The sequence below is a fragment of the Oribacterium sinus genome (assembly GCF_963537195.1).
Classification (GTDB): domain Bacteria; phylum Bacillota; class Clostridia; order Lachnospirales; family Lachnospiraceae; genus Oribacterium; species Oribacterium sinus_A.
The window spans coordinates 1-13,821 of record NZ_CAUTEG010000061.1 but is presented as its reverse complement, the minus strand read 5'-3'; the positions used below and the strand labels follow the sequence as shown (position 1 = coordinate 13,821).

Here is a 13,821-nt window from a genome sequence, read left to right as displayed (position 1 = left end):
CAATCCGTTCAGCGGAATAATCGCGTCGGAGTTAATCATTTCGGAAACTTGACCAACCAGGGCGGTGCTCATGTCGGGCACATTGCCGGAGGCAAGTCCTGTGGTCCACTTGGTGTAAAAGTCATTCCAGGAAAAGGTTTCAATCTTGATAGTAACCTTTGGATGTTCCTCCATGAACTTATCCGCAGCCTCCTGAATGGTTTCCAATCTTGGTCCCTGGGTAAAGGAATGCCAGAAGGTGATATCTCCTTCCAATTCAGCATTAGCTTCCGCCTTTTCCTCACTGCCCTTTACTTCGCTACTCTTTTGCTCCGGAGCTTTACTTTCCTCCTTTGCGGCACTGCTGCCGCATCCGCTCAGAGCTGTGCAAAGCATTGTCAGACTCAGCATAGCGCTTAAAATCTTTTTTCTCATAAATCGTCCTCCTTATTAATATGCAAGTGCTATAGGGGAATCCTAGGGCATCTTGTTTGCAAGTTCCTTTTGGGACTTGCAATATTTCTTTGTGTATAATAACTGATTAATTTGTATGATATAGGAAAAAATTAGACGATTCCATAGAAAATAGACTTAATAATAGCATTTTACACTTGAAAAACAGAATTTTTACTATCAATAAGATATATCTTTTGCAACCATATTCAGATAAGAAATATTTTTTATTCTTTTGCAATCTGACGGTATTGCTTGGGAGTACAGCCAAATGCTCGTTTAAATTCACGAATAAAGTAATTGGTATCTTCATAGCCCAGTTCATAGGCAATATCGTTGATGTGAAGGTTGGAAACCAGTAATTTTCTGGCAGCAGTGGTAAGCTTTAACTCTTTGATATAGACCATAGGAGACTTTCCAAGCTGGGAACTGAATAGAGCCGTAAATCTTTGCTTGCTTAATTCCGCCATTTCCGCTAAACGGCTAGGAGAATATTTTTCATTGGGATGTAAGAGAATATAATCCACTACTCCTTGGATGCGAGAATCCATTCCGGTACCGGATTTTTTGATTTGATTTCTGATTTTTGCTAAGTCCTGTTCTTCTGTGGCTTCCTTTTTTGAACATGAAGAAGGCTGACTTTGAGAAGATAAATTAGATGAGTTTTTAGCTTGTTCTTCTATATCATTTTTAGTATTCAAAGAAATAGGAGGAAACTCTTCTTGCTCTCTTTCCGGATTCACTTTGGCAATGAGAGAGGCAATCAATAGCTCTAAATACCCCCTGACAAAGAACATCTTAGCGGGACTGTTTTTTTTGACCCATTGATACATTTCATCAAAATAAAAGCTTTCTCCCTTACCCTCCATAATCTTCGGCAAATGATAATAATCCCCCAGTAAGTCCCCTCCTTCAAAAAACACAGAACTGGTAAAACGAATACTGGTGAAGGAAAAATGACTGCTGGTGGCAAAGCAGGAGAGCTGACTTCCTTTGGGGATATAGATGATTTGATCCTTTTTTACAGAATACTCCTGAGAATCTATAAAGAAGCTGGCTGTTCCGGATTCAATGTAACGGAGCATGTTGTAGGGAATACTGCTTTCCGGAAAGATCCAATTCCGACCAAAGGAATAGCGATCAATATATAAAAAATGAAAATGAATATTATCAATAGCGCTGTACATAGGATGCCGTCAAACTTTCTGTATACTTTCAATTGGAATAGAGGCTTATTTGTTCAAGTGTTTTCAGTATAAAGGCTTTATAGGAGAAAAGGAATAGAGAGTTTATAGGGGTGGATTAAAATGAGGATATGTTGGGGAGAATTGTAGATGGACTAGGCTGGCTGTTTTATTTCATCTTCGTTATAATAAGACAGTATATTTAGTTTAGAAAGTAGAGTAGTATAAATGAAAGAAGAAATCAGAGTAGAAAAAGACCGTAAAATAAAGGGAATCATTTCCATAATCCTTTCAGCAGCAGGCTTTGCAGGAATGGCTTTTTTTGTGAAGCTTTCAGGAGATGTACCTACCATGCAGAAGGCAATGTTTCGAAATTGTGTGGCAGCTTTGATTGCCTTTGTGATGATGCGGCAACAGGGAATACGTTATTCTGTCCCCAAGGAGCTTAGAATTCCTTTGTTACTTCGTTGCTGTTTTGGAACCTTGGGGATTCTTTGTAACTTCTGGGCCATTACGTATCTGAAGCTGGGAGATGCCAGTATTTTACAGAAAATGGCGCCTTTCTTTGCTATTGTAATGTCTATTTTTATTTTGGGAGAAAAGCCCAATAAGATGGCGATTGTTTCCGTGCTTTTAGCTTTGCTGGGAGCAGCCTTTGTGGTGAAGCCCGGGCAGGGAATCGTGGGGCTTCCCGCACTGGTGGCACTTTTTGGTGGATTTTCGGCGGGAACAGCCTATACTTTTGTTCGTAAGGTGGGATTAGGGGGTGTGAAAGGACCGGTAGTGGTTTTTTCTTTTTCCATGTTCTCGGTGCTGGTATTGCTTCCGTTTTTTCTTTTTCAATACAAGCCAATGTCTATACATCAAACAGTATATTTGATTTTAGCGGGCTGCAGTGCGGCGGTGGGACAGATCTTTGTGACCAAGGCTTATGCCTATGCGCCGGCTAAGGAAATATCCGTCTTTGACTATTCTCAGGTGCTCTTTGCGGCTTTATTAGGCTTTGTGGTTTTTGGGGAAGTCCCGGACGTTTATAGCTTTGTGGGGTATGCCCTCATTTTCGGAACGGCTCTTTGGAAATGGAAGCAGAGTTAGTTGATAAAGAGTTAGTATTTCCTTAAAAGAATAGTGAATAAATTATCTTGATTAGTGAATCAATTTTTAAAGATTAGTATGGTGATTTACTTTATAATGCAAATTACCAAATTAACAATAATTATATATACATTGCATTGAAAATATAATACAATGTATATATACTATATAGAAAATGATTCTAAAATTCAATACAGATAAGGAGGCTTTCTTATGGCACAGACGAGTATTAGTGTTCGTATGGATGAAGATTTAAAGAAACAGTTTGATGAGTTTTGTTCTGATGTGGGGATGAATATGACTACAGCATTTTGCATTTTTGCTAAAACGGTAGTTCGTGAAAGAAGAATTCCATTTGAAATTACAACAGAGAGAGACACGTTTTATAGTAGTGAACATTTAGCTACTTTGGAAAGACGAGTTGCGGAGATGAAGGCCGGATATAAGATACATGAGCATGAGCTTATTGAGGCCGAATAATGAGAAAAATATGGCATGATGAAGCGTGGGAGGAATATTTATACTGGCAGGAACAAGATAAGAAAACACTAAGAAGAATAAATAAAATTTTGAAAGACATAGATAGAAATGGATATAATTGTATTGGAAAACCGGAAAAATTATCAGGTAATTTGTCCGGCTTTTGGGGTGCAAGAATCGATGAAAAGAATCGGATTGTTTTTCGTATTGTGGGAGATATGCTGGAAATTGCAGAATGTGGTTCTCATTATGGCGATAAATAATGTATCTAATTGTAGAAAGCATCTGTATGAGATATATCGGTAAAAATTCTTTTTTGCTTTTGTTAGATTCATTTGTTGCATTTGCAACAAACACATCTTTTATATTGTATACAATAGACTTTGTAAGAAGGATTTAAAGATGCAAGACCTTTATAAATCTAAAGTTTAAAGCGTTTCTAGGGCAAAACTTTTTAGAGCTTAAAGAGACTTCAAAAACAATGTTTTTAAAGCCTAAAGCATTTTCAAAATCAAAGTCCTTCGGCAAAGAAAGGAGGCTTATGAAAGAAAAAGTCGGAGAAGTGTTTTTCATAGCAAGAGAGAATCCACCGGTACGGGGCTGTACCGTATCCAAGCAGATTCATCCGGGAGAAAACGCCGTTATTTATTTTTCCATGGCGGAGAAGACGGATATCAGTGCAGAGCTTTACTCCTATCATAAGTTACTTTTCGTAGCTGAGGGGGAGATAGAAGTTTACGGAGAAGGAGAAGGGAAGTTCCTTTCCAAGGGGCAGGCCATTCTCACCCCGGTGGAGAAACCGGTGGGGATCCGTAGTGAAAAAGGCGCAGTATACACAGAAATTTCCATAAGGAGGGAAGATTTTATGAATGAAGCGGTAAAAGCAGGTGAGGTTTTTCGTTTGGCAGACTTACTCCCCTATCAGGAGGGGAAGATTGTGAACATGGATTTGATGCACAATGAGAAAATGAAGTTTGTGCTGATGTCCTTTTCTGAGGGAACCGGCCTTTCCGAGCATGCAGCGCCGGGAGAGGCTATGGTATTTGCTCTGGAAGGGGAAGCAGTGATTCAGTATGAGGGTGTGGACCATGTAATTCATGCCGGAGAAGAGTTCCATTTTGCCAAGGCAGGTCGGCATGCAGTAACAGCCAAGGGAAATTTCAAAATGGCTTTGTTAATCAGTTTGGCATAAGAGAACATTTAGAGTACATAAGAGAATTCTTTGGGAGAATAAGATGAGAAAAGCAGTAAAGGGAAATGTCAGTTGGATAGGCTATATCGACTGGGAATTACAGCATTTTCATGGAGATGATTATTCCATTATTAATGGTTCCAGCCAAAATGCCTATCTCATCGAGGAAGAAAAGACGGTTTTGATGGATACGGTTTGGACTCCTCATCGTTTTGACTTTGTGGAGAATCTGAAAAAAGAAATTGATTTGAAAAAAATTGATTTCATCGTGGCAAATCATGGGGAGTGCGACCATTCCGGCTCTCTTACCACCATTTTGGAGGAGATTCCGGATGTGCCTATTTATTGTACGGCAAATGCGGTGAAAAGCATTGAGGGGCAGTATGGCAAGAGGGACTGGAATTTCCATGTGGTTAAGACCGGAGACTCCTTGGATATCGGAAACGGAAAGAAGCTTATTTTCCTGGAAATGCGGATGCTCCACTGGCCGGATTCCATGGCAACTTTCTTAACCGGGGACAATATCCTTTTCTCCATGGATGCCTTCGGACAGCATTATGCAGTGGAGGAGCTTTTTAACGATAAGGCAAATCAATGCGTTCTCATGAAGGAAGCCATGAAGTACTATGCCAATATCGTGGCTCCCTTTGCTCCGATTTTACGGAAAAAGCTGGAGGAGATTACGGCTTTGAATCTGCCTATTGAAATGATTGCTCCTTCCCATGGAGCCATCTGGCGGGAAAACCCCATGCAGATTGTGGAAAAATATGCGGAATGGGCTCAAGATTATCAGGAAAATCAGGTGACGATTGCCTTTGATACCATGTGGGAAGGTACGACAAAGATTGCCTACAGCATTGCGGAGGAGATTCATCGGCAAAGTCCGGATACGGTAGTGAAGGTTTTTAACATTTCCAAGTCGGATAAAAATGAAGTAATGACGGAGGTCTTTAAGTCGAAAGCCCTTGCAGTAGGTTCTCCTACGGTGGCAAATTCCATTTTGTCCCCGGTGGCAGGCTGGCTTGAGTTTTTAAAGCAGCTGAAGTTTAAGAAGAAAAAGGCAGCTGCTTTCGGCTGTTATGGCTGGAGCGGAGAGTCCGTGAAGGTTTTACAGGAGTCCTTAAAGGGAGCAGGCTATAATGTCATTCCTGAAAATATTCGGGCGGAATGGGTGGCCAAGGAAGAGGATTTTGCGGCGATTCCTGCGTTGGTAAGCGCATTGTTAAAAGCAGAGTAGGAGAGGGAAGCATGGCTACATACTGTCGAGATATTGCAGAGGACGAAGAATTTGAGAAAACGAAAACCATGCTTCGACTTATGCGTGAACTAAATGAAGGAAGGCGCTCCGGGGAAGAAGAGGGATATTTATCAGCTGAGAATGTACGGGCATATTTTCGTAGTAAGCGGAAATGAAATACGATATGTAGTAGAGGGAGGGGAAGTGACATCCTCTCCCTTGCTTTTTGCAAAAAACTTTCTATACTAGGAAGGGTATTTTCTTCTACTGAAAATAGAGAAGAAGTCGGCGCAAAGCTTGGTAACAATAATAAATTTCGTAATAGCTATAAATGCTGAAGGAAAACGAAAGAAATAAATTCTAAAAAGAAAGGCTATTTGAAGAAAAGCATGACAGACGCAATCCTACATCGTAAATCACATCGTATTTTCACTCCTGCTCCTCTGTCCGAGGAGGAAATGGCGGCGATTCAAAATAAAATTTCTGCAATCAATCTGGAAACAGGACTTACGATAGAGTTTGAAGAAGACGGCAGTAGAGCATTTCAGGATTTTCGGAAAAGCTACGGGCTTTTCAAAAATGTTCGCAGTTTAATTCTCTTAAAGGGAAATGCGGGACTTGCCCATTTTCGGGAGAAAATCGGTTTCTATGGGGAAGAGCTGGTACTGTTTGTGGAAGATCTGGGAATAGGGAGCTGCTGGGTTGGAGGAACCTTTGACCGGGAAAGCTTCTGCTATCCGGAGGATGAGCATATTCAGGCGGTAATTGCGCTTGGACACAGTGGAGAAGAGGGAATCGGTAGAAAGCTGATCGGCAGTTTATTCCCTATGAAGAAAAAGCCTTGGCATGAACGCATTTCCGGACAGGATTCCTACCCTCATTGGATTCAGGAGGGGATGGAGGCGGTAGCCTTAGCGCCCAGTGCTTTAAATAAGCAAAAGCCGAAGTTCTTTTATGAGCATGGGGAACTTCGAGCTTCCGTGCCGGATAACTACGATATGGACATGGTGGATTTAGGGATTGCCAAGTATCATTTTCTGAAAGGGGTAGGAGAGGGAACTTTCCCCTTTGGAAATGAGGCGAAGTATCAAAAAGAAGAGAATTCTTGACATTCTTAATAGCTTAGGGCACAATAGCATAACAAAGGAAAAACAGCTCCTGCTTTGCGGGAGTTTTTTCTTTGCCTAGTAGTATTAGGGTAAGAAAGTGAGATAAATCCGTATAAAGCGATCATAGAGCGACTATAAAACAGTGGTATAGGAAGCAAGCTAGTGAGACCGGATATTTTACAGTAAAGGAGCAGTAGGGATGCCATTACAAAGTATTGCATTGATTTTGTTTATTCTCATGTATGTGGTGATGATTGTAAAACAGGAATGGAGGCTATATGCCATTTGGGCGGTGGCCCTCCTTTTTGTGGGATTAGGTATATTACAGAGAAATCCCCTCTACCTCCTGTCCGTCATTAACTGGAACGTGATAATGATGATTGGCGGAACCATGGTCATCGTGTATTACTTTATTGAATCCAAGATGCCCAACCGTCTGGCAGAGATTATATTGGATAAATGTTCCAATGTGATGTGGGTTATCATTTTGATGTCCTTATTTGCAGGATCAGTATCCGCCTTCATCGACAATGTGGCTACGGTTTTGATGATTGCCCCGGTGGGACTTGCCATTTGTAAGAAAATCAAAATCAGCCCGGTTCCCATGCTTTTATCCATTGCGGTGTCCTCCAATTTACAAGGAGCGGCAACCCTGGTAGGGGATACTACTTCCATTATGTTGGGGGGCTATGCCAAGATGAACTTCATGGAGTTTTTCTTTATGAAGGGAAAACCGGGAATGTTCTTTTCCGTAGAGCTGGGAGCCATGGCGACCGTGCCGATTATGATGCTTTTGTTTAGAAAATTCCGTCAGCCGGTGGAGGCTACGGAAAAAACCGAGGTAGAGGGATATTTTCCCAGTATTGCTTTAATCGGGGTGGTGGTTTCTCTGATTGTGGCCTCCTTCATTCCCAATACTCCCGGTATTATTAACGGCTTGATTTGTTGCGTTATCGCCGTCATCTGTATGGCGGTGGATTTTCATGTGAAGAAAATGCCGGAAAATCTCAAGAAGTCTTTGCTTTCTGTGGATAGAGAAACTCTTATGATTTTGATGGGGCTTTTCCTTGTGATTCAGGGCATTACCGATGTGGGCTTAATAGACCTTGCGGCGGAAGGAATCGTAAAGCTGGGAGGAAACAATCTTTTCCTTTTGTACAGTATTATTGTTTGGGGTTCCGTAATCTTTTCTGCCTTTATTGATAACATTCCCTATGTGGCAACCATGCTTCCCATCATTACCGGTATTTGCCAGCTTTTACAGATTGAACCCTATCTTCTGTATTTTGGACTCTTAACCGGAGCAACTTTGGGCGGAAATATCACTCCCATCGGAGCCAGTGCCAATATCACAGCAGTAGGAATGCTGAAGCAGGAGGGCTACAAAGTAGGCTTCGGCGAATTTATGAAAATCGGAATCCCCTTTACCCTGGCCGCGGCAGGCACCGGTTACCTCTTTGTCTGGTTTATTTGGAGATAAAAAGGAGCTGTAAAAAATCAAAATAATTTTCTATGCAATATAGGTCTGAATTTGGGGCACGCTCTCGCTAGCTTCGCCACGTAGCGGATACTAAGCGAAAAACTGCGATTCTCTTGTTTTTCGCAAGTACCGACGGGCTCAGACTACCCCTCATTCAAACCTATATTGCCGAAAATCTCTTTATATTTTGATTTTTTGTAGCTCCTTTTTGCTTTAAGGAAGGTATTTCTGTACTTCTTCCTTCATCGCCGTCCATTTCTTTTCCATATCCTTTACCAGGGCAATCTGGGTTCTGGCACGATCCAGGTTATGTCCCGGCTTCTTCACATGGAAGTAGCTGTCCCCCTGCAAATAATCGGTGAGGAAGCGCATGCCGCATTCTAAAGTCATAATCTTTGCGCCTTCCGGTAGGGAAAGAATCTCTTTCTCCCAAAGAGAGCTTCCGCAGGCCTCTAAAAAGCCCTTGGTATAGAGGGAAAAGAGGGGAAGAGACAGAGAGATTTTGCTCAAATCCTCTTCGTCCTCCGCTCCGGTGTTGGCACCAAAGCGGATGGCATCTCCAAAATCAAAGATGGAAAGTCCGGGCATGACAGTATCCAAGTCAATGATGCAAAGAGCCCTCTCCGTATTAGCATCAAAGAGTACATTGTTTAACTTGGTGTCGTTGTGGCTTACCCGTAGCGGCAATTCTCCCTTTTTCAAAAGCGCCAAAGCATAGGACAAGTCTTTCTCATGGGAGAGGAAAAACTGAATTTCCTCTTCACAATCTTTTTTTCTATCGTATTTATCCTCTTCTACAGCCTTCAGAAAATGCTGAAAACGCTGTGGGCTGTCATGGAAGTGGGGAATGGTCTCATGCAATTTTTCTGCGGGAAAGTCAGAAAGCAGCTTTTGAAAATGTCCAAAGGCATAGGCACTTTCATAAAAGTGTTCCGGTTTTTCTACAAGGTCAAAGGCCTTACAGTCGGTAATATAGAGATACATTCGGAAAAAATTCTTCATCTCGTCTTCGTAGTAGAGGCTTCCGTCCTTGGTTTTGATAATCTGCAAGCTTTCCCGTTCCGGATTTCCGCCCTGTTTCTTGATTTCTTCCGTCATAAAGCGGCAGACCAGGTCTACATTTTCCATCAACTCCCTGGGTTTTGTGAAGATTTCACTATTGATTCGTTGCAGAATATATTTTCTGCCGGCTTCCACCAAAAAGGTATCATTGATATGCCCCGAACCGTAGGGGCTACAGGATTTTACCTCTCCCTCTAAGGCAAATCGGGAAAGGGCATTTTTCAATTCTTCATTTGTTAATTTGTTTTTCATAGGACTTCCTTTTCAAAAAATAGCATGAGGAAAAAACTGCAGCTTTGCACTGCAAGGATTTACGCTTTTTATCCCTTTACACCGCCTCCGGTTACTCCGGCAATAATTCGCTCGGAAAGGAAGAGGTAGAGTACAAAGGTGGGTAAGAAGACAATGATGACAGAGGCAAACATCCCTGCCCAGTCTCCGGTATATTTCATGGAGTTAATCATGGAGTAGAGTCCTACCGCCACAGAACGCACCTGGTCGGAGTTTCCGAAGATTAAGGAGATAAAGTACTCGTTCCAGACATTGATAAAGTTGAAAATGCTGACAGTGATAATGCCGGGCTGTGCCATAGGCAGCATGATCTGCCAAAAGCATTTTCCGGGAGGACAACCGTCAATGGCGGCCGCCTCTTCAAAGGCTCTGGAAATATTGGCGAAAAAGCCCATCAGGAAAATGGTGGTGTAAGGTACATTGATGCCTACATAGAGGAAAATCAGGGTAAGCTTGTTGGGGATTACATGATTTAAAATGTCCAGTCCTGCCACCATGGCAAAGAGAGGAAGGACAATCATGACTACCGGTACACCCATGGAGGCCACAAAGGCATTTTGCATGAGCTGATTTCCCCTAAAGGAAAAACGGGAAAGAGCATAGGCTGCCGGTGCACAGACCAAAACCAAAAGAAAAACGGAGCTCAGAGAATAAAAGAGAGAGTTAAAAAAGATGGTGGATACATCGGAATTGACCCAGGCCTTTTCGTAATTCTCCCAGTGGAAACCGGAGGAAAGCAATTTATTGGCAAAGATTTCCTTGGTGGTGGAAAAACTGGCCAAAACCACCCAACCCAGCAAAATCACGGTGAAGAAAATCCAAATCAAAAGCAACAGATAAGCAGGGGCTAAACGCAGCTCTTTCTGCCACCGTATGGGTTCTCTATAAGTTTTTTCTTTGGCAAAGAATGACATATTGTTTCTCCTTCTTGTTTACGTTCCTATTCTATCTTTACACAGACTAGCTTTACGGACTTTTGAAAAAATGATTTAGCCATCCTGGATTTAAGAATAAGATTTTTTATAACGGAAAATACTTTAGAATCTTAGCGATAGTATTTTCAGCAAATCTAGAACTCCAAATCCTTGTCCCGGAAAAGGCGGTTACAAAGCTGGAAGATTAGGACTACGCAAAGGCTTAAGCAAACCCCCACCGCGGCTCCGATTCCCGCATTTCGCTCCGTAACACTGTTTCCCGCTCCGAAAATCTGCATATACATATAGACCATAGGAGTAATGGTCTGGGTGTCTGCCGTTACCGTGGAGAAAAGCTGGGACCAGACGAAGAAGCCTACGCTGCTGACAGACCACATGGTGATATTGGTATGGAACATTCCCTTTAAAAGAGGAAGGGTAATATGTCGGAATTGCTGGAGTCTATTGGCGCCGTCTAAGGTGGCAGCTTCAAAGTAGTCTCCGCTGATTCTCTCGATACCGCTGGCAAAAATCAACATATGATAGCCCACCATACCGAAGCAATAGGCAATCAAAAGAGCCATAAACTTATGGTCATTGCTAAGCCATTGAATCTTGGCCAGTTTATCCAGATGAAGCATGGTGAAAAAGCTCTTCAATAAGCCGAATTTCGGGCTGTAAACATACTGGAGCCACATGGTGGCTAAGGCTACTGCAGAAACAATATTGGGAAGATAAATCATGGCACGGAAAAAGCTTTTGCCACGAATGCCGGAGGTTATAATTACGGCAAAAAGAAGGGAAAGGCTGAGCACCAGGATTCCCCCCAAAGCCCAAATCCGGAAGAGATTTCCCATAGAAATCCGGAAAAGGGTGGTGCTTAATAGCTTTTGATAGTTTTCCAATCCCACAAATTGCCATTTTGAAAAGGTATCCGTTACCCCGTCGATCTTAAAGAAACTCATACACAAGGTTCTCAGGATGGGATAAAGAAACACCAAAAGAAAGAGAATTGCCGCAGGACTGACAAAGGCAAATAGTATAGCAGAATTCTTTTTCACTGTAGCCTCCTAAAAAATTGGCTGTGAAAAAAGAAGTTTTAGGGCATTTCCCTCCCCGGATTAGAGGAGGACCCTGATTTCCTTTTTTCACAGCGTCAAATGTCGTTTTACTATTTCATTACTTCTGTAAATTCTTTACAAACTCTTCAGCAGTGATGCTGCCGCCGCAAAGCTTTGTGAAGTTCTCCTTTAAGATCGGAGTCATATCAGCATTATCTTCTGCGGAAGCTGCCCAAGGATAACGAGTCTTTAAGCTCTCCATAACAGGCTTTACAGAGGATAAAATCTCAGGCCATTCCTTATTGTCGCTGTCTGCAGGAATTCCCAAAGACATCTCGGAAAGCTTCTGGTCGTACTTACCTTTGGTGAAGTAGGTGATTAACTTGAATGCATCTTCAGCATGCTTGGAATTCTTGTTGATTGCCAATACCTGTGCTCCGAAGTTCGCTGCTTCAATGCCATCTACTCCGTTTTCTACTGCAGGATAGCTAAAGCATCCCCACTGGAAGTCGTCACCGGCAATATCTTTTACTTCGTTTGGAAGCCAAGAACCGTTTAAGTAGATTGCAGCAGTTCCTGCAGCCAATTCCTGGTTCTGTCCTGCAGGCCAAACATTGGAAGCAATGCTCTCGGAGAAATAGCCTTTCTTGGCAAAGTCTTCGTAAGCCTTAGCCACTGCAAGAACGGAAGGATCATCCCATTTTCCGTCTTTTACAATCTGAGAGGCCTTCTCATAACCATTGATTCTGGACAGGTGGTATCCGAAGCTGCTTAAGATATAAGCGTCATCACTGGTGATAGGAGCATAGCCCTTTTCCTTGATTAATGCACAAGCCTTATCCAGTTCCTCCCAGGTCTTTGGTACTTCCTTTACACCTGCTTCTTCAAAGATTGCCTTATTGTAGAAGAAAGCAAATACGTTTGGCTGGTAAGGAATAGACTTTAAAGTTCCTCCGCCTACTTCTCTACAAGCTGCAATCAAACCGGCATTTGCTGTTTCCTCATAGTCATTTGCCTTTGCCAATTCCTCTAGATCCAAAAGATAGTCGGACCAGGTCTTGTTTACACGGTCGATATCCTCATCGAAAAGGTCAATGTTGGTTCCGGCATCCAGTGCGGGCTGTAATCCTTCACGGATTCCGGTTCTTCCCTTAAACTGTACATCTACGGCGATGCCGGTATCCTTGGTGAAAGCATCAATCGCTTCTTTCAAAGCCTGTCCCTGTGGCTCTGTAGCCTCCCACATAGACCAGTATACTAATCCGTCTCCACTCTGTGCGGAAGCATCAGCCTTTTCCGCTTCGCTGCCTGCTTCTGCCTTGCTTTCGCTTTTCTCATCTTTTGCGCTTTCCTTTGTCTGGCTGCCGCCGCATGCTGTAAGCGCAAGTGCTAAGGATGCCATAACGGCGATGGGATACAATAATTTTCTTTTCATATTTTCCTCCGTTTTCCAGAAAATTCCCTTGCTTACTGTAGGGGATTTCCTCTCTTTGTCCTGCTTCTTCTTATTTTTTATGAATTATATAGAAGAAACAAAAACATCTGTTATTTTCTTCTAAGTATAGGGAGAATTTCCTAAATAATCTTTATACGATTGTGTAAAGCATTTATCCTTTTAACTTCGTACTGCTCTGGCTTATCATGCCATCTACTTTTCTGCTCTATGCTTCTTTATGCCACTGCATTTCCCCGGCTTCCAAATGGATTTCCTGTAGCCTTCCCTTTCCGTCATAATAGTCGGTATCTTGAGGCACTTGACTATTGTTTAAAACCGCAAGCAGTCCCTTTTCCGGATAGGCATGAACTTCACAGCTCGGGTTTGTGGCCTGGTAGAGAGCATATTCATTTTCCTTACCGCAGCTGTATAAAAGAGCCCGTAAAAGAAGTCTGGTGTTTTTCGGAGAGTAGGGAAGTCCTGCCATATAGATGCCTCGCCCCTTTCCGAAAGCATGGGAAGAAAGGTGCACAGAACCGTCGCTGTATTCCAAAATCTCTGTATCTTTATCTGTTGCGTAAATGTTTTTCTTGCTCTCTCCAAAGGAAAGCTCTTCTTTGGAAAAGTCTTCCAGTAAGAAGTGAGCGGTCTTTTCCGTTTTAAAATACTTGTCTGTAGACAGGCTGAAGCCCAGCTCCTTCTCTACACCCAGCACATCGGAAAGCTGGAAGAAGCTGCCCTGATACTGCGTAGCGCAGGGTTCTCCCACACCGATAAAGCCCCCACCTTCATAGACAAACTGGCGAATCATAGTGCAAAGCCTTTCATCTTGCCAGATTTCTCCACCGG

The 13,821-nt window shown here is 42.6% G+C and carries 15 protein-coding genes; 8 read left to right on the top strand and 7 right to left on the bottom strand.

Translation table 11 applies throughout. From position 1 onward, the window contains the following. Both RYL27_RS07785 and RYL27_RS07780 read right to left on the bottom strand, forming a co-directional pair. Positions 1 to 414: ABC transporter substrate-binding protein (locus RYL27_RS07785; RefSeq protein WP_314966383.1), on the bottom strand; the 414-nt coding region annotated here is incomplete at its 3' end. 245 nt (positions 415 to 659) lie between these two features. Continuing rightward, positions 660 to 1,619: a helix-turn-helix domain-containing protein gene (locus tag RYL27_RS07780; RefSeq protein WP_314966380.1), complete on the bottom strand. Its 960-nt coding sequence runs from the start codon at positions 1,617 to 1,619 to the stop codon at positions 660 to 662. A gap of 225 nt (positions 1,620 to 1,844) precedes the next feature. Here RYL27_RS07780 and RYL27_RS07775 point away from each other — a divergent pair, with 225 nt between their 5' ends. From RYL27_RS07775 to RYL27_RS07740, 8 genes are all read left to right on the top strand, one after another. After that, positions 1,845 to 2,711, top strand: coding sequence for a DMT family transporter (locus RYL27_RS07775; RefSeq protein ID WP_314966378.1), 867 nt, complete (start codon positions 1,845 to 1,847; stop codon positions 2,709 to 2,711). Between the two features lie 213 nt (positions 2,712 to 2,924). Continuing rightward, positions 2,925 to 3,191: a type II toxin-antitoxin system RelB/DinJ family antitoxin gene (locus tag RYL27_RS07770; RefSeq protein WP_304072831.1), complete on the top strand. Its 267-nt coding sequence runs from the start codon at positions 2,925 to 2,927 to the stop codon at positions 3,189 to 3,191. Then, a complete protein-coding gene (locus RYL27_RS07765; RefSeq protein WP_314966376.1) occupies positions 3,191 to 3,454 on the top strand; it encodes a Txe/YoeB family addiction module toxin in 264 nt (87 codons plus the stop codon). Before RYL27_RS07770 ends, RYL27_RS07765 begins: the two co-directional genes overlap by 1 nt. Positions 3,455 to 3,732: 278 nt before the next feature. Further along, on the top strand, positions 3,733 to 4,383 hold the full coding sequence (locus tag RYL27_RS07760; RefSeq protein WP_314966374.1) for a cupin domain-containing protein: 651 nt from the start codon (positions 3,733 to 3,735) through the stop codon (positions 4,381 to 4,383). 43 nt (positions 4,384 to 4,426) lie between these two features. Further along, positions 4,427 to 5,620: a flavodoxin domain-containing protein gene (locus RYL27_RS07755; RefSeq protein WP_314966373.1), complete on the top strand. Its 1,194-nt coding sequence runs from the start codon at positions 4,427 to 4,429 to the stop codon at positions 5,618 to 5,620. 11 nt (positions 5,621 to 5,631) lie between these two features. Next, positions 5,632 to 5,796, top strand: a complete 165-nt coding sequence (locus tag RYL27_RS07750; protein WP_314966371.1) for a hypothetical protein — start codon at positions 5,632 to 5,634, stop codon at positions 5,794 to 5,796. Between the two features lie 213 nt (positions 5,797 to 6,009). Beyond that, positions 6,010 to 6,729 (top strand): nitroreductase family protein, encoded by a 720-nt coding sequence (locus tag RYL27_RS07745; protein ID WP_314966369.1) that lies wholly within the window; start codon positions 6,010 to 6,012, stop codon positions 6,727 to 6,729. A 199-nt stretch (positions 6,730 to 6,928) separates the two neighbouring features. Beyond that, positions 6,929 to 8,209, top strand: coding sequence for an SLC13 family permease (locus RYL27_RS07740; protein WP_314966367.1), 1,281 nt, complete (start codon positions 6,929 to 6,931; stop codon positions 8,207 to 8,209). A gap of 213 nt (positions 8,210 to 8,422) precedes the next feature. On the opposite strand, the gene RYL27_RS07735 is transcribed toward RYL27_RS07740, so the two are convergent. The 5 genes from RYL27_RS07735 to RYL27_RS07715 all read right to left on the bottom strand — a co-directional run. After that, on the bottom strand, positions 8,423 to 9,523 hold the full coding sequence (locus RYL27_RS07735; protein WP_314966365.1) for a phosphotransferase enzyme family protein: 1,101 nt from the start codon (positions 9,521 to 9,523) through the stop codon (positions 8,423 to 8,425). A gap of 68 nt (positions 9,524 to 9,591) precedes the next feature. Continuing rightward, a complete protein-coding gene (locus RYL27_RS07730; RefSeq protein WP_314966363.1) occupies positions 9,592 to 10,476 on the bottom strand; it encodes a carbohydrate ABC transporter permease in 885 nt (294 codons plus the stop codon). 155 nt (positions 10,477 to 10,631) lie between these two features. After that, positions 10,632 to 11,537, bottom strand: a complete 906-nt coding sequence (locus RYL27_RS07725) for a carbohydrate ABC transporter permease (RefSeq protein ID WP_314832895.1) — start codon at positions 11,535 to 11,537, stop codon at positions 10,632 to 10,634. Between the two features lie 118 nt (positions 11,538 to 11,655). Further along, on the bottom strand, positions 11,656 to 12,972 hold the full coding sequence (locus tag RYL27_RS07720) for an ABC transporter substrate-binding protein (protein WP_314966361.1): 1,317 nt from the start codon (positions 12,970 to 12,972) through the stop codon (positions 11,656 to 11,658). 226 nt (positions 12,973 to 13,198) lie between these two features. After that, positions 13,199 to 13,821 (bottom strand): lacto-N-biose phosphorylase central domain-containing protein (locus RYL27_RS07715; protein WP_314966359.1); only part of this gene is annotated, 623 nt, incomplete at its 5' end.